The 17131-nt window shown below is 41.0% G+C and carries 11 protein-coding genes and 1 pseudogene; all 12 read right to left on the bottom strand.

The window, feature by feature from the left end; translation table 11 throughout:
• Positions 1–4321: 4321 nt before the first annotated feature.
• Positions 4322–5416: pseudogene (locus ALW18_05170) on the bottom strand (hypothetical protein).
• A gap of 40 nt (positions 5417–5456) precedes the next feature.
• Positions 5457–7058, bottom strand: coding sequence for a hypothetical protein (locus ALW18_05165; protein AOE51963.1), 1602 nt, complete (start codon positions 7056–7058; stop codon positions 5457–5459).
• A gap of 129 nt (positions 7059–7187) precedes the next feature.
• On the bottom strand, positions 7188–8027 hold the full coding sequence (locus ALW18_05160) for an excinuclease ABC subunit B (GenBank protein ID AOE51962.1): 840 nt from the start codon (positions 8025–8027) through the stop codon (positions 7188–7190).
• 6 nt (positions 8028–8033) lie between these two features.
• A complete protein-coding gene (locus tag ALW18_05155; GenBank protein ID AOE51961.1) occupies positions 8034–8939 on the bottom strand; it encodes an ABC transporter ATP-binding protein in 906 nt (301 codons plus the stop codon).
• Between the two features lie 85 nt (positions 8940–9024).
• Positions 9025–10920 carry a hypothetical protein gene (locus tag ALW18_05150; GenBank protein ID AOE51960.1) on the bottom strand — a complete coding sequence of 632 codons (1896 nt, stop codon included), beginning with the start codon at positions 10918–10920 and terminating at the stop codon, positions 9025–9027.
• Between the two features lie 103 nt (positions 10921–11023).
• On the bottom strand, positions 11024–12082 hold the full coding sequence (locus ALW18_05145) for a nucleoid-associated protein NdpA (protein AOE51959.1): 1059 nt from the start codon (positions 12080–12082) through the stop codon (positions 11024–11026).
• A gap of 137 nt (positions 12083–12219) precedes the next feature.
• A complete protein-coding gene (locus ALW18_05140) occupies positions 12220–12759 on the bottom strand; it encodes a hypothetical protein (protein AOE51958.1) in 540 nt (179 codons plus the stop codon).
• A gap of 255 nt (positions 12760–13014) precedes the next feature.
• Positions 13015–13404 carry a hypothetical protein gene (locus ALW18_05135; protein ID AOE51957.1) on the bottom strand — a complete coding sequence of 130 codons (390 nt, stop codon included), beginning with the start codon at positions 13402–13404 and terminating at the stop codon, positions 13015–13017.
• A gap of 2 nt (positions 13405–13406) precedes the next feature.
• Entirely contained in the window at positions 13407–13787 is a 381-nt protein-coding gene (locus tag ALW18_05130) for a transposase (GenBank protein ID AOE51956.1), read from the bottom strand.
• A 60-nt stretch (positions 13788–13847) separates the two neighbouring features.
• A complete protein-coding gene (locus ALW18_05125; GenBank protein AOE51955.1) occupies positions 13848–14453 on the bottom strand; it encodes an HPP family protein in 606 nt (201 codons plus the stop codon).
• A complete protein-coding gene (locus tag ALW18_05120; protein ID AOE54315.1) occupies positions 14453–15724 on the bottom strand; it encodes a chloride channel protein in 1272 nt (423 codons plus the stop codon). Before ALW18_05120 ends, ALW18_05125 begins: the two co-directional genes overlap by 1 nt.
• Before the next feature lie 75 nt (positions 15725–15799).
• Complete coding sequence (locus ALW18_05115) at positions 15800–16975, bottom strand: hypothetical protein (GenBank protein AOE51954.1); 1176 nt, start codon at positions 16973–16975, stop codon at positions 15800–15802.
• Positions 16976–17131: the final 156 nt, after the last annotated feature.

The raw sequence follows: 17131 nt of genomic DNA, 5'->3' as shown, positions 1-17131 counted from the left end.
ACTCCCGATATTCAACAGTAAACCAGTAATCTGAAGAAGGAAGATTCTCGCCGTTAAAAGTACCGTCCCATCCTTCACCTACCGCGCTTATCTGTTTCAGGAATTTGCCATACCTGTCGAAAATATAAATTTTTGCATCGGGCTGCTCCAGTCCTATGATATTCCAGGTGTCATGGATGCCGTCTCCGTTAGGTGTAAAGTAGTTAGGGTAGTCGACTATGCTTACTCCTCCCAGCACAAGTTCATCACATGCGTTTTCATTAGTGTCCCGAACCGTTACAGTATGGTAGCCCGGCAGCACATTGATGAATACAGGGGATTCCTGCCAGGCGCCATCATCAAGTTTATATTCGTAAATGCCGTAACCTGATATGTTTATAGTTATGGTCTGGTTGTCGCTAAAGTAATTTGTTACATAGTACCCCCTTTGGTTTGATGGGCTGGCTACAGCTGTCCCACTCTTAAGCACGGTTACAGGGGCTATTGGTTTTGACACGCAGCCATTCGGGCTGATTGCCGTTACCGTGTATTCCCCTTCTTCAACAACTTCCAGGGTTGGGCCATTCTGGCCGTTGATAACTACACCGTCTTTCTCCCAGATAAAGCTATAGCTGCTATCAAGGCCGCTATCAAGGGTGTAGCTGCGCTGAACAGCTTCGGTTAGTATATCCACACAGATGGTACCACCTGTAAGGGTGGGTTCAGGAAGCCTTTCTACCCTGAGAGTTACCGTAGTGGTGGCACTGCATGGAGTGTCCTGTACCGTATCGCTGTTGGTTACTACGATCCAGATCACCTGGCTCTCCGGAGTCTGGTTGGTATAGTTTTCAGGGTCTTGTATCGGTTGCGGTGCAGGTACTGTAGACGGGTCAATATCGTAATAGCTTACAAGGAACACAGCCGGGTCCTGAGCGCCAAGTACTTCAGGTGCAAGTAGGGTTAAATCCCATCCTGAGGCCCTGCCGTCATTCTGGTCGTCGGTATCACATACCGCCGCAGGGTCTGCCACAGGGTTGGCTACTGCCTGCTGCTCTACGATAAGCTCAAGCTCTTTTACGATCCTGCACCCTGTATCGTTGTTTACTACTTCTATGTATACCGTTGCACTGCCTGTTACTACATACCCTGTTATTGGCGTGGCACGTGTGGTAAGGGCTGCATTGCTAAAGTAGCCTATAGTGTAAATGGTACCTGTATTACCGCCAAGGGCTGTCTCTACATACTCCTTCAGGTTAAAGGCTGTAGGGGATGCAGGGGTGTCGTTACAGATACCATAGTCGGCAAGGTCGGCTATCGGTGGCAGTGGGTTCACTATTAGTTCAAGCTCCACTATCTGGAAGCACCTCAAATCAGATGGGTTATTAGTATTGGCCTCAACCCTTACCCATACATTGCCACTGGCACTGTTGTGGCTGGTTGGGTCAGGTATCGCATTGGTGCCTGCCTGCGCATCCTCTTCTGTAATATAATAGCTGAACACATAATTAGTGCCGTTGTTACGGATATCATCCTGTGCAAGGGTAAGGTCAAAGGGCTCACTGCCTACTACTGTAGCATCCTGGTCGCATACCTCAAGTGGGGCTGGGTTAAAGTTGGGTACAGGTAGCGGAAGCACCCTTATGGTTAAGGTGGTATAGCTAACACACCCCTGGGTGGTGGTTACCCTTACCCAGATCGTCCTTGGGTTTTGGGCTGCTCCATTGCTGTCTGTATTTACATAGGCCTTAGGGTCAGCGATTGCCACAGCGGTGCTGTCTGCTTTTGGGTCGGTGGTAAAGTAGTCTACAACGTAGTCCAGGCCTACCCCATCAGGGCCCAGTATCTCATCCTCTTTTTGTGTAAGGTCAAACTCCGCAATACCGTCATTTGGCAATGCCTCGTTACACACGGCAAGGGGTGTTGGGGTTACCAACTGGTGTGGCTTGTTGATATGGATGGTAAAGCTACTCAGGCTATAGCAGCCTGCGGCATTCTCTACCCTTACCCAGATCACCTGCCCATCCCTGGCAATGTGCCTTGCAGGGCTGGCAATACCGTTGATACCCGCATCAGCATCAGCCTTGGAAAGGTAATGGGTGATGGTTACTTCCACAGGGGCTACTGCTTCTTTTATCTGTGTTTCATATACTGTAAGGTCTGTCCTTAGCGCCCCGTCCTGCCCATTGTTGTCGGTGTCATCACAAAGGGTGATATCTTCAAGGTCAGGGGCCTGCGGTGCAGGGGATACTGTTAAGGTAAATGCATAAGCACTAAAACAACCGGTATCCGGATTTTCAACACGTACCCATATAGGCTGAATGAAAGGTTGATCGTTAGTATAGTTTTCCGGGTTGGGTATAGCATCCTGCCCGCTTTGCGCATTAGCGGCGGTCAGGTGAAATGTAATTTCCAAATCGGGATTGCCATTCTGCATTTGCGGAATAAGCGTTGCCAAATTAAATTCGCTAATACCTTGTCCATTGCTATCACATACAGTAAGGTCTTCTACAGTAGGCTCAAGGAGCACGGGTAGTGGTTCAACTCTTATATCCAGATAGCCCAATCTATAACACCCTGTGTTTGTAATAGTAAAACGTACAAACAGGCTTTCAACAGCAGGTACCAGGTTGTTTTGATAATTCTCAGGATCGTCAATGGCATTGGTGCCTGCCTGTGCATCTTCCAGATCACGATGAAAAGTTACAAGGACTCCGTTAAGGTTATCGGGCGTAATAAACTCAGGTATTGTAGAGGTAAGGTCAAAAAACTCAATGCGATCATCCGTAGGCTCTTTGGTATCGCAAACAGAATAAATATATTCATCATTAAAAAGTACAGGTAAAGGATTGACAACAAGGCTAACAGGCACAGTGTATGTACAGCCTGTAGCATTATTGGTTACCCGTGCAATTATTTGTACGGTAGGCGAGAGGTAACTACCCGGGGTGTTTATTACTGTCCCATTTGTTTCGTACGTTACCGTAAATAATGCAGGATCCATACTGCCAAGTATTTCGTCATCAAAAACAGTAAGGTCGAATAGTGCCTGCCCATCGGTGTCACTTTCGCCATTATCGCATAATGCATAAGGCTGTGCAGGTGTAACAGGCTCCGGCCTCGGAACAACAATAAGCTGTAGTGGAACGACAACAAAGCATCCAAAATTTGAAACCACACGAATATAGAGCGTTTGTGTTACCGGATCGATATTGTCGTACAGATTAGTATCCGGTATAACGTTTACACCAAGATAGGCATCGCTGTATGTTTCATAAATGGTAGCAACAGCATTATCGCTGCTAAATGTGTTTTCTATATTCTGTAGAACGGCATCAAGGTTAAATTGTCCGTAGGTATCGTTGTTGTCATCACAGGCTATTAACGGAGGCAGCTCCCCGATATGGGTTGTTGGCACTATGTTTAGCTGAAAGCTTCCTGTTTGGTAACAGCCTGTTACGGCATCGAAAAGCCTTATGTAAATAGTTTGGGGATTGGAAATATTAGGATATTCCCAAGGAGTTTGAATTGTATTAGTACCTCCCCCTGCATCTGTCAGGTTTTCATAATAGGTAACCGAAACATTATGCTGGTTTCCAATCATAATCGCCTCATAAAGCGTAAGGTCAAATGCTGTAGAAATATCATCAATGCCATCCTGATCGCATTTTGACTGATCAAATGAGATATCATCAGGGTTGTTTATCTGCGGCAGCGGTGCTATATGTATTGTAAATGATGTAACGCCGTACCCCACAGGATTACCGGAATTTTTTTCAAGCCTTGCCCATATAATTTCATCCTGATAAGCTACTGCATTTTGGTATAGCGGACCTATCGCATTTGTATCAGCTAAGGCATCAGCCTCAGAAAGATAATAAGTAACCTCGTCAGTTGGTGCATATTTTATATGATCATCGTTGACTGTAAGATCAAATTCCCTAAAGCCATTTTCATCTATATCACAGAGTTCAATAGGAGGAGGGGGAGGCACAGGTACACGTAATAGCCTGATCTGGAAATTCAGTGTATCAAAACACTCTGTTTCGGTACTGTACATACGCATGTAAATAGTTTGCGGATCGGCTATACCAGGATACGCGGTAGGAACTGCAATTGCATTATTTCCGGTGTTAGCGTCATCCTGGGCACTATGATAGGTAACGGATGTGTTTAGTATTCCGTCGATAAGCATAGCTTCGTTTACAGTCAGGTCAAATAGTGAACTGCCATCGTTTACTCCGTCGGTGTCGTACTGCGTTATGTCAAGCGAAATATCGTCCGGATTATTAAAAACAGGAAGAGCAAGCGTGCTTATTGTAAAAGAATTAAAATCGTAGCTAAAGCAACCGTCTTCATCTTCCAGCCTTGAATAGATAGTCTGGCTGTAAGGTGTAGTATTGGTATAAACCGGGCCAATTGGGTTATCGCCGGATAGGGCATCTTCGGCAGATGTATAATAGGTTACAATGGTTGTAGCAGGGTTTGTACTTATTACATTAGCATCATTCAATGCCAGGTTAAATTGTGTAATTCCGTTTTTATTTACATCGCACTCAAAAAGGTCATCCGGTAATCCTGCAGTTATATCGGGAGTCACCTCTATGTTGAATGTATGGGTAGAATAACATCCGGTAACGGTATTGGTCATCCGTAAATAAATCGTCTGCTGTGGCGATGTATTGGCATACGCTTCAGGCGCAAGTATCGGATCCTGCCCTGTTATAGCACCATTTAAATCGTCGTGATATGTTACAGCCATAGGATTTTGTGTGCCTATAAACATATCCTCATATATAGTAAGGTCAAATGGGGTAGATTGGTCGTCAATACCATCTTTGTCACATTGTGCAATATCCAGCGGAATATTATCCGGATTTAAAAATATAGGAACGGTATGAAAAGTAGCCGAACCCGTCCATTCCATAGAGAAGTTTCCAAAACCATGCGGCCTGTCTACTACAAGATAATAAAACTCGTTATCCTCTACGGTGATCCATTGCACAAAAGCATTACCATTGGGGCCGGGGCCTTCAGAGGTATCTGTTTCTGTTTCATTCATTCCGGTAGTAATATAATCGAGTCCCGCCTGTAACGGATTGGTAGTACTACAGCGTATTGCCGTGCCTATAACACCGCATTCTTCAATGGGGCCGAAGAGCCAGAAATCAAAGTCAATCTCCATAGCATCTTCTTCGGGCGTAAGTATAAAGCCTAAAGTACCACCCTGATTGATCTGTATTTTTAGCCAGATAGAATTGTTCTCGCCACTACTGCATGCGTTTTCGGGCGTAATCTCGGGGAATTCGCCTTCTCCTTCCGCTTCAAGGTCAAAATAATTAGCATCCCCACATACAATTATTGCATCGGGACAATCATTTTGAGCATTACCGGCAAAGGAAAATAATAACAGTAATATGAGAACATACGTAACTCTCACAGCATAGCAATATTAATTTTTTAATAAATTTAGAAAAAAATTACCGTATCATCGCAAAATGCCCTTTAATTGTTCTACCGCTATCTAATTGTAATACAAACCAATAGTCTGTTGAAGGAAGTTTCTCACTATCAAGCGTACCATCCCATCCACTATTACCTTTAAAACCTTTGATTAGTTTTCCGTATCTATCAAAAATGGTTACAGTGGCCTGAGGCTGAAGTGTTAAGTACGGAATTCTCCATATCTCATTCTCATTATCGCCATTCGGTGTGAAAAATCTTGGGTAATTTAAAATTAGCACATCTTCGCTTACGGCTTTACATCCGGTTTTTGCACTAATAGTAACTGTATACGGTCCCGGTTCAAGATTTCCAAAGAAGTGGGTATCACTAAAAATGCTGCCGTTTATTGAAAATTCATAATCTTCAGGATCGGGCATGTTGATATTTATGGAATTGCGGTTGTTGGTAAAGTCTACAACATCGAGTGTATAGTTAATTTCAGGAAGCGGTGTTACTATAACTTTAAATGAAACAATATCAAATCCGTGGCAGCCAATGGTATTTTCCAGCCTTGCCCATATTGTTCCTGTTGCAGATTCATATGTTGAAGGTAGCGGATTATTCTCAGCCTGCGCATCAGCCTCTACAGTATAATAAGTAACTGCTGCTGTAGTGTTGCTGCCTTTTATAAGGGCATCATTTGCCGTAAGGTTAAATCTTCTTTTCCCGTTTTCATTAATATCACAAAGCTCCAGGTCATTAGGCTGCCCTGCTACTACAGGATTTGTCACCTCTATATTAAATTCCTGTGTTTCAAAGCACTCAGTCGCACTGCGAAGCATCCTCATAAACACAGTTTGCGGATTACTGGTATTGGTATATGCACCCGGATTTGAAATTTCGTTAATGCCCAAAATGGCATCATTTATATTTTCGTGGTAGGTTAGCTCTACGTCCGGCTGACTGTTAATAAGCATCGGACTGTTTATGGTAAGGTCAAATTCTGTTTTCTGGTCGTCAACAGCATCGCTATCGCATTGTAATATATCGAGCGCCACAGCCTGAGGATTATTGAATTGGGGAGCTTCAAAAAAGGTTGCTGTTCCCGTCCATTGCAAGTCAAAATCGCTTGCACCAATAGGGCGGTCTATTACTAAAAAGTAGACTTCTCCAGGTTGTACCGTTAGCCACTGTACAAAATTATTTCCAAATTCTCCCGGGCCTTCAGATGCGTCTATTTCGTCTTCAGACATACCCGTATGGTTATTAAGCGCATTGGTTTCAAAAGGGTTTGAGGTTGAGCAGCGTATCGCCTTACCTAAATTATTGCAGGTTGCATTCGGTCCAAAAATAAAGAAATCAAAATCTACCTGGATATCAGGATTGGTAGGTGTAAGTATAAAGCCCAGTGTGCCACCGGTATTTATGGGTAGCCTTAGCCAGATACTATTGTTTTCGGTTCCCATGCAATCATTGTTAATAAATGTAAGTTCGTCCTCATCTCCGGCTCCGGTAGCTGTAAGGCCGGAGTAGCCGGTGTTTCCGCATACGGTAATGGCGTTGCTGCAATCACTTTGGGCAAAAGAGGATGTTATGCTTAAAATAAACAGCAGAATAAGTAATAACGATTGTTTCATAGCAGTGTAACAATTAGTCTTTTTTCGTAAATGTATTAATTTACATTAACACAATATTAACTTTAACAAGAAAAGGGAAGACTTTTTGTTAAAAATCTTCCCTTTTACGTTGTAGTTGAACTAAAAATATTACAAGTCTCTTTTCTTTAAAGTGCGGTAGGATAAGTATACAAAAATGGCAATCCAGCAAACTACAATTACCAATTCGTACCAATGAACCCCATAGAATTTAAAACTCTCTTTTCCGGATACCTGATTTTCAATTGCTTTATATGCCTGTAACCTTGTAAATGGTTCTTTTATAAGGTTACTCATAGCTTCCAGCGGGAAAAAGCCCATAACAGTATCTGATAGTTCGCCATCGCGTAATATCTTCCAGCGTAAAAGTCCTTTTATAATACCTTCTACAATCCACCAAACAAAGATAAAACCTATGGCAAAAGCCGATCTTTTGATAAGTATACCAATGTATAAACAGAAGGCAAAGAATGCTGTCAGCTTAACGAAATAGGCCAGAATATAAATAAGGTCTGTGGTAACAATAGAAATTTCTGTATACGATGAGAAACAGTATCCCAATATAAGCGAAAGGATAAATATAAACACTGTTGATACCGCAGCGAACAGGGTCACAGTTATGAATTTTGATGCTATAAATTCCTTTTTGCTTAAACCGTCAATAAGGTTTTGTTTTAATGTGCCATAGGTATATTCGTTTGCCATCATAGACACAATTACCACAGCCAGGAAAAATTTGAGCAGTGCAGCTATATAAGTATTAAGATGCCAAATGTATGGGAAGTTAAAAATACCCATATCGGCAAGGCGAAAGTCTATTCCCAGGAAACTAAAGTTAACCGACGAAAGCAATGCTATAAAAGAAAGCAGGATAAAATAGGTAAGTATAAGTACTTTACTTGCCCTGTTTTTCCATAATTTTTGGAGTTCTATATTTAAAAGACGTTTCATGGCGTGTTAGTTTGACGGTTGATTAGAAGTTAACTGGATAAATTGCTCTTCAAGGCTGTGTTTTCTTTTTACAAGATGGTTAAGGTACAAGCCATTGGTAGACAGGTAGCGGTTAAGCTCGGCGGGTTCCAGGGGCTCTTTAAGGTAAACCAATAGTTTGCCTTCAGTTTCTTCTATTTTATCTGTTGCAGGATGGCTGGCCATAAGGTTTTTCAATGTATTGGCATCATCGGCCTGAAGTTCAAAGAATCCTTCGTTAGATATCATTCCGTTTACACTTCCGGTATATAAGATCTGTCCTTTTCTAAGTACAAGCACATGGCTGCATACTTTTTCTACTTCATCCAAAAGGTGAGAGGCAAGTAAAATAGTAGTGCCAAAAGAAGCAATTTTCCTGATGATATCCCTTATCTGTCTGATACCCTGAGGGTCGAGTCCGTTTGTAGGCTCATCAAGAATAAGTATTTCAGGATCGTTAAGCAAGGCAGAGGCAATAGCAAGGCGTTGTTTCATACCCAAAGAAAAAGTGCGGAATTTGCTGTCTTTTCTATCCAGTAACCCTACAAGTTCCAGTTTTTCGTCAATTTTAGACAGGGCAGCGCCTTTAATATTACATACAAGCTTTAGGTTGTCATATGCCGTCATGTAAGGGTAAAAGTTAGGTCGCTCTATAATAGCGCCTACTTTTTTTAATGCTTCGTGCGTTTCGAGTTTGCCGCTAAACCAGCTGTAACTGCCTGACGTTTTGTTTACAACATTTAATATGATGCCCAGCGTGGTCGATTTTCCACTGCCGTTAGGTCCAAGGATTCCGTATACATTACCTTTTTGTATCTCGAAAGACACATTGTTTACGGCATGTACTTTACCAAACCTTTTGTGCAGGTTAGTAATGGTTAGTATAGTTTCCAAAATAATTGAATTGTTTTATGGTTCTATAAGTAAGACGAGGATTGCCTTATTTTGTTACCACAAATTACAGAAAATACAACAAGTATTATTTGTAAGGCACAACTTCGGGCTTGCCTACCTGGAAATCAGGCAGTACAATATCGGTATTCTGGAAAGAATTTGTTTTAAATATGCCATCGCCACGGTCGGGTATGCTTGGGTAATAAGCAAACGATAGCTGAAAGCTGTTAAATATCAGGTAGTCATTGTAAATAAGAAGCCCCAGCCCAAAGCGGGTATATACTTTGCTTTCGTAAAGTTTATTTGCTTCATCGCCAATTACACCCATTGTAAAGCTGGCAAAAGGGTTAAGACGAAAGCCAAAAACATTCCACGGGGAATAGGATTGCGTTTGCAATGTGAGCAGTAATTTTTTAGTTCCGAAAAGCGTACGCGAGTCAAAACCCTGAATACCGTTATCGTTATTAAGGTTAAGAAGGTCTTTAATAATAGGCATCCTGTTGTCGCCAAAAACCAGTACAGGTTGTATAAAGTGACGAAAACGCCACCTTCCCCAGTCTTTAATATTGGTAAAGTACAGCCCGTCAATCCGCAGGGTTGTCTGGTCTGTGCGGTCTTTGTAGTAAAAAGTACCCACCTCGGTATTTACGCCAAGATAGCCCCAGTTGTAATAGTTTCCAAAGGCATACCTTCCGCCGAGGTACACCCGGTGCTCATCGTTTTTATGCTGCATACCAAAAGTTAGGGAATACACTTTTCCTATAGGGATATCCTCCACGATATCGTAATTAAAAAGGAATTTATCCTGAACGAACTTTCGTGAGGTTAAACCTATGCTTGCCAGATAAAGTTTTTCGTTGGCATAATAGCCAACCGAATCGTATGCTATAGATGGCCTCTCCTTAAAGTGTTGCGAGAAAAAACGCCCTGTGGTTACCAGGTTTGTGGTACGGTCTTCTTCGGTATCTCCTTTATAGATCTTAAATGAATAACCCGCCCAGTAATCCTGCGCATCCGACCTGAAGTTGAGCATCTCCCAATCGCCTGTCCTGTCCGGCAGCGAGTCGCGCATTACACGCGATTCTACATAAACACCACCAGCCCATTTGGTATAGGCAGAGAAGAAATCCCTGTCCAATCCAAAACTTTTAAGTGAGTTATCGCTACGCCAAATCTCGTAGTTTACTGTAGCGTTGATATAGGTATTCATGATGTTGGGTACCCTGTAGCGTGCTAAATACGAAGTTTCGCCCGTATTTAAGCGTTTGTCAAAATCATTCCTAAATTCGTGTCCAAGCCCTAAAAAGTTTCTTTCGGTAATTTCAAAGGCGGTACGCGAGGTAGAAAACGAACCATTGGGTATAAGACTCCAGGAGTCCAGTACCCTAATGTCTATATCTACGGAGTCTTTACTGCTGGATACAGGTACGGGCTTTATAGCTACACGGCGCACATAGCGCTGGCTCCTGATTAAACGTTCCGATTCTTTAACCAGTAGTGAATCCAAGGGTTTTCCCCGCTTAAAAAGCAGCAGGTTGCGTATGGTGAACTGTTTTGTTTTAAGGTGAATACGGTTACCAAAATCCTGTACCCATACCTGTGCTTTTTTGGTAGTATCATTAACCGAATACCCAAACGGATCGAGGGTTTCTATATTTATTTTCCTAACGATCTTGCCTTCAAAAGTGGCAAAGTTGTTGGTCATCTCAGGAGCTTTCTCCTTGATCTTTTCCCTTACTTTAGCAGGTTTTTTGGGTTGTACCGGCCTGAATATTAGTTTGTGTATAAACTTGGTAAACTTTTTACGCTTGGAGTAGTCTTCCAGCTTTTTATACATCTGGTCCCTTCTTTCCTGAACGGTGTCTTTTTTTTGGGTAACCTGTGCGCATAGCGGGGCAATGGCAAATAATGCCAGCAGTAAAAACAGCCTTAATTTTAGAGCCATAGCGCGTAAAAGGTAATTATAGAATGAAATTAGCAAATATTAGGTTACCAAAAATATAAAAGGGTGGCAGAACATAAGTTTTACCATTGTTTTAACAACAAAAAAGAGGCCGTAAGGCCTCTTAATATCTATTTGCAGTCTAGCTTTTCTCTTCCTTGTTAAAGTATACAAGGTAGTAGTACATCTGTTTTTCCTCGTCCCATCCTTTTTCTACAAATTTCTCGGCACTTTCCGGGTTAATGAAGTCCATTTTAATTTGTATGTTGGTATCAAGGTTAATCACGTTCTTTATCTTTTTCCTTGCATCGGTAACCGCCGCATTGGCGATAGGGAAAGACGTAACATCTTCAATACTGTATTTTGGTGCCTTTTCTACTTTATAGTTTTTGAATTCGGGAATAAGGTCAGGATTATCGATAACTTCATTTAAGAATTTAGTTTCTTCAAACTCGTCATTCTTAGCAAAGTGGTTAATAGCCCTGTTCATGAACATTACCTCTTGTTTCTTATCTTCGGCAGGCAACACCACGTCTTTAGCAAAATCCTGAACAAACTTCATGTATTTTTTAGTCATGAAATTTTCATCCTGAAAAGCATCTACAGAAAGAAAATGCTCCAGCCAGTAACGCGCATCATAACGGTTGCTGTCTATAGTAAGTATCTTATAGCCGTCTTCTTTTTTGTAATTAAAGATAATACAGCCTTTATCAAGCTTGTTCAGGTTAATACCCTGTTGAAGCATTACTTCAATATTCGCTTCTTTTTCTTCAAACTGAAGGAAATCGGTTTTAATCTCACTCTTAAAGATACCAATAGCATCTACAGGGTTGTTGTCGATACTAAGGTGGGTAAGATAAGCTACATACACCTCACCGTTTTTAATGTGCGGGTGGTTAGACTGCTCGAAAAGGTGCTTTGTAATTTTTTTAGAAACCTCATGTACTGTCTCCGGATTTGTAAAGATCTCGGTAGCAAAGTTATACATGTCGTGGTAATCTAAATGCACATCGTGGGCAAACTGAAAATAGTTTTCTTCTTTATCCCTGAAAGGTTTAAAGAAATATTCCTTTAATAGGGGTACAATCTCATCTGATGGGCTATAAGGCTTTTCAGATAAAAAAATAGCCTCGCTTCGGCTCTTGTTGCCTACCCTGTGAACAGAAAGGCTCTCTATGTGCGTATTAAATAAGTTGATCATCGTTTTTAAGGTACATAGTCACAAAGTTGCACAATTGCACAGTTTAGAACTATGAATGTAAAAGTTATTTTTTAATCAGGATAAGGCGCAGCTCTAAAACTTTGCCACTTAAAATTCAGGTACTTTGTAACTTTGTTTTAATTCCAATTATGGTCGTCCATTTCGCCAAAGCTCTGGTCGTCGTCAAACATGTCCAGGTCTTCCTCATCGTAGTCGTCATCAAACTCACCGTAAAGGTCGTCTTCAACACCGTCTGCACCGAAGGCATGCTCAGGAGCATTAGCCGGCATTTCGCCATGAGAGAAAAGCAGGTCCGGGTACGTTGCACCACTTTCCGGCTCTTCGATAGCTGCAAGCTCTACAAAGAAGGTCCACATGTTTAAAAAGTCGTAAACATATATAATTTTGTTGTCTACCCTGTCAAGGTTATCGGCAAGAATAAATTCTGCCATTGTTCTTTGCTCTCCCGGTACGTCTCCAGTATCAAACAAAGGTATTTCCTCTCCCTGCGACCATTCATCATCACTACGGTAAAAAGATGCGATTTCCGTGCCGTCAAAACCAAAAGCATTAACTATGGCATTGTGAAGGTCTTCCAGTGTATCGGAATCCATTATAGCGATGTCCCTGAAAATATCCTCTTCAGTATCAAGTATAACTCTGAATTTGTAAACCATGATTCAAATATTTTATAAAGTTCAAAGGTAATCTATAAATTCCTATTTTGGATTTTGGAATTTTAGAAATTTTGTTTAGTAGCGTCCTAGCCAGTATAAGTGCTTGTTTTAAATAGCAGTATGATAGTGCTTTAAAGTTATGCCGCAAAGATTCGCAAAGTAGACGTGAAGATTCGCAACGCTAAATTTTACAACAAGCACACAGAGCTTTCCGGAACTAAAAATCAAAGATTCCAGTACTATAAAAACGCTCGCCTATCTTTCATAAAACTCCAGGGGAAGCCCGTCAGGATCGGCAAAAAAGGTGAAGCGTTTACCCGTAAATTCGTCGGTACGGACAGGCTCGCAGGCTACAGCGTTACTTTCCAGCCATTGTATGGAAGTTTCAATACTATCTACTTCAAAAGCCAGATGCCTAAGTCCGGCTGCTTCAGGCCGCGATACACGTTGCGGAGGGTTTGGAAACGAAAACAATTCAATAGCATAGCTATCGTTTACTGCCAGATCCAGTTTGTACGATTGTCGTTCTTCCCTGTAATTTTCGGCAAGAACTTTAAAGCCCATAATATGAGTGTAAAAATGTCTAGCAGCATTATAATCAGAACAGATTATAGCCACATGGTGTATCTTATTTATGTGTAGCATTCTTATAAATATTCGGCCTCGGTTATCCACCAGTGGTTACCAAAAGGATCTTCAAACCCTGCGGAATAACCGTAGTCCTGTTTGGCAGGTTTTTGTAACGATGTGCCGCCCTGTTCAATTCCTGCATTGTAAACACGGTCTACATTTTCAACAAAAATAAACATCCCGGATGGTTTTTGTTTCCAGTCTGCCGTGCTTTGAGCAAACATAATAACGCCGTTGTGTATTTTTATTTCGCCATGTTTTATAGAACCTTGCTCATCGCCGGGAACAATCATTTGTTCCTGTGCACCAAACACTTTTTTAGAATATTCTAAAAACTCAGGTGCCTTATCCAGTATCAGGTGAGGCATAACGGGAAGGTAGTTAGGAGGTATATGCATAACAACAGGTTTTGGTTTGTATCATAAAGATACAGCCTATCATTATAAGAAAGTAGTATTTTATCCTTTTATTGACTTTTTAAAATGATGCTTAAAACGCCTGAATTTATGCACGGCAGGTGTCGAAGGATACTGCCTGTTTTTGGTTATGTTGTTAAATATCAGTGCTGCAATAAGCAATATAGTTACGCCGCTGAGTACAGGATTCAATACATACTCATAACCTAAAGCTTTAATTTGCGGACTCCCGGTAACGGCAATAAGTGCGGTTGCACCTCCGGGCGGATGCAGCGTTTTGGTAACCTGCATCATGACTATAGATAACGAAACAGCCAGCGGTGCCGAAAGCCATATCATATCGGGCAGCAGCTTTTGCATGGTTACTCCAATAATGGCCGATATCACATGTCCGCCAATAAGATTCCTTGGTTGTGCCAGTGGACTTTGTATCACGCCATACACCAATACACATGAGGCTCCAAACGAACCTATAAGAAACACAAAGTCCTGTTCGGGAAATGCTTTGTATTGCAGCCATGCTATAGTACCCATACCAATGAACGATCCTATAAATGCCCAAAAGTGTTCTTTGTAATCTACAAGTGTTTCTTTGTACATTACATAGCGGGCTTTGCGGTAGCTGCGGTGTATCTTTTTTATCGGCATTATTTTTTTGCAGGTGCTAATGAGTAAACAGTATAAGGATATATAGCTTTCGCTGAATATTTTGCTACTAATGTTCCCAGTAGTATAGGCAGGAACAATGTATAGTCATTTACCAGAGCACATACCAGAAACAATGCCGTAAATGGTGCATGTATACTGGCACTAAGCATAGCAGCCATGCCTATTACCATAAAGTTTATCGGGATAATTCCTGCATCAAAATAGGTGTTAAGAAAAGCGGCAAGAAACAGGCCTACAAAAGCACCTATAAACAGGCTTGGAGCAAATACACCACCATCGCCCCCGGCAGATAAAGTTATAGAGGTAATAACAGGCTTAAATAATAACAGCCCTGTAAATACCAATACGTGCGGAAGTGTTAGTTTGAGGGTATTAGCCGTAAGCAGGCTTTCTTTCATAGCGTGGTACCCGTCGCCGTACAATTGCGGAAATATAAACAGCATAGTGCTTATTATGGCTGCGGCAATTAGTATTTTATAATAATGCCCGGAAATTTTGGTAAACTGCGCTTTAAAGAACATTACGCATTTGGTAAGGTAAATGGAATTTAACCCGCATATAGCCCCCAGAAGTATAAAGTAGGGCAGGGCAAAAAGATTCCATTGGGTAATGTTTAGTGAAAATAATGGTTCTTCTTTAATAACGAAGATAAAACCAAAAGCCATGGCAGCTGCCAGTATATTGGTTACCAAAAATACTTTATTGGCTTTTTTGGCAACAACCTCATAAGCAAATAATAATCCGGCAAGCGGGCTGCAAAACAAGGCTGTGATACCCGCTGTAATACCCGCACAGATAAGCTCTGTTTTATATTTTCTGAATATCTTTTCTTTTTCCTGTGCCAGCGAACCTATAGCGGCTGTAGATACTACCGTAGAAACTTCGATACCCGTGCTTCCGCCAAAACTGACAGTAAGCAGCCCGTTTATGAAGTGCGACGGAATTTTATACGATGGCAGGTTTTTGCCTGTAGCAGTGCTTTCAAAAACTTCTTTTATGCCTTTGTTTTCCTTCTTTTTAAAGAGATACTGCCTTAGTATATAAATTAGCGATAATCCGAAAAACGGAAATATGATCAGGTAAAGCTGATGTTGCTGGGTCTGGTGAAACAGCATGCTTTCGTATTTTTCGGTAATGTGTTTTAATGAAACGGCAAGAAGTGCCGCCAAAAAGCCTATAACCAGCGAAACAACAATTAGTTTTGAATATTTGGCAAAGGCATATTTATCTTTTAAGGCAGGATGAAACATTGCAGTAAATGTATTGTTTACTGCAAAAGTACGCATCAAATTGCGAATAGTGTAACAAAATCGTGATAAATACGCCTAAAGGAACTTGTAGCCTAGTATTACACTTGTTGTACTAAAACTTCCTTCCCAGTATATAAAATCTATCAGTCCGTGTTTAAAAGTATGCCTTAATTCAACACTATATTTTTTATAGCTAAAACCCGCACCCAAAGCCAGTGCTGAGTTTCTCTCAATATCCAGAACATTTCCGCCATGCACTATGTATGAATCGCTTACCGGTATAGAAATAACATAAGCACCATCAACAAATAGCTTTGCGTTTTGATTTAGAAACATATAATGCCTAAGTCCCACGGGAATTTCGACGAAATTATATTTCGCTTCCATTTTCCGGTTACCGCTATTGCCACTTTTGCTATACGATTGATAGTTTGGGTCTAGAAACAATCCCCATTTGTTGTTGTTAAAGGGCATTATATATTCAAGTTCTGCACCTATTCTAAAGCTGCTCGCATTTTCAAACTCATAGCTATAGCTAGGTAATAAACTATTCCCAACACTTAATGATGAAAAAGTTGCTCCGGGAGTAAATTTAAGATTTACGCTCCCCTGATTCTGCCTTGCCGAAAGATTGACTACAGTTTGCCCGTCAGTACCATTGTAATCATTAAAAAGTTTAACCAGGACGTCTTTTTTATATCTTAAACGCTCAAATTTATTCACGCTGTTACCATCATCTTTCATTATGTTATAAAGCTGTTGGCGAAACATATTATTTTCTGCAATACGGCCATCTTTCATATATTCTTTATAAACAAGCTGCTCTGCCACTGTGTGATCGCCTGTGCTGTAAAAATATTTTACAAAGTTACTGTCTTCATACTGGTAAAGGGTTATTTTACCTTCTACAAGTACTTTTAAAAACAGGGTTTCTTTACTCCATTGTGGGTCTTTAAGTGTACTTAACTGATCTAATACAATAGCAGAACGGTCTAAATTTGTTGTAAAGCGTTTGTATTTGTAGGCACTGCCAACATTAAATTCTGTAACCTCGTTAATGGTTTTTATTTTGATGTCTTCACCTTCTGTAAGTTTATATTCAAAAGATACAGGGTTGTTTTTCCATGCCAGGTTTTTAATAAGGCATTCGGTTTTAGAACCTTTCTGCATAAAATAGCCCGGTTCAAAGGTTATTTGTGCAAAAGTAATTACAGGGCATAGCAAAAGCAGAAGTGCGATAGCTTTTTTCATTGTGAGGTTGGTGTTTGTTTTGGTTGGTGCGAAAATAGATGATTTTCAGTATTTACGCACAATTATTTCAAAAATTAGTTTACACGATTCATCCTTAAAATTCTACAGTTCAGAATCCTTTTTTATGAAACAATAAATAACTGCTGCAATTTTGAC

Origin of the sequence: Flavobacterium psychrophilum (assembly GCA_001708385.1) — a bacterium.
Taxonomy (GTDB): domain Bacteria; phylum Bacteroidota; class Bacteroidia; order Flavobacteriales; family Flavobacteriaceae; genus Flavobacterium; species Flavobacterium psychrophilum_A.
This window is presented reverse-complemented; position numbering and strand designations above follow the sequence as displayed.

Coding starts and splice junctions, on each gene's coding strand:
- ALW18_05165 (AOE51963.1), bottom strand. CDS start 7,058: ATGAAACAATCGTTATTACTTATTCTGCTGTTTATTTTAAGCATAACA.
- ALW18_05160 (AOE51962.1), bottom strand. CDS start 8,027: ATGAAACGTCTTTTAAATATAGAACTCCAAAAATTATGGAAAAACAGG.
- ALW18_05145 (AOE51959.1), bottom strand. CDS start 12,082: ATGATCAACTTATTTAATACGCACATAGAGAGCCTTTCTGTTCACAGG.
- ALW18_05140 (AOE51958.1), bottom strand. CDS start 12,759: ATGGTTTACAAATTCAGAGTTATACTTGATACTGAAGAGGATATTTTC.
- ALW18_05135 (AOE51957.1), bottom strand. CDS start 13,404: ATGCTACACATAAATAAGATACACCATGTGGCTATAATCTGTTCTGAT.
- ALW18_05130 (AOE51956.1), bottom strand. CDS start 13,787: ATGCATATACCTCCTAACTACCTTCCCGTTATGCCTCACCTGATACTG.
- ALW18_05125 (AOE51955.1), bottom strand. CDS start 14,453: ATGCCGATAAAAAAGATACACCGCAGCTACCGCAAAGCCCGCTATGTA.
- ALW18_05120 (AOE54315.1), bottom strand. CDS start 15,724: ATGTTTCATCCTGCCTTAAAAGATAAATATGCCTTTGCCAAATATTCA.
- ALW18_05115 (AOE51954.1), bottom strand. CDS start 16,975: ATGAAAAAAGCTATCGCACTTCTGCTTTTGCTATGCCCTGTAATTACT.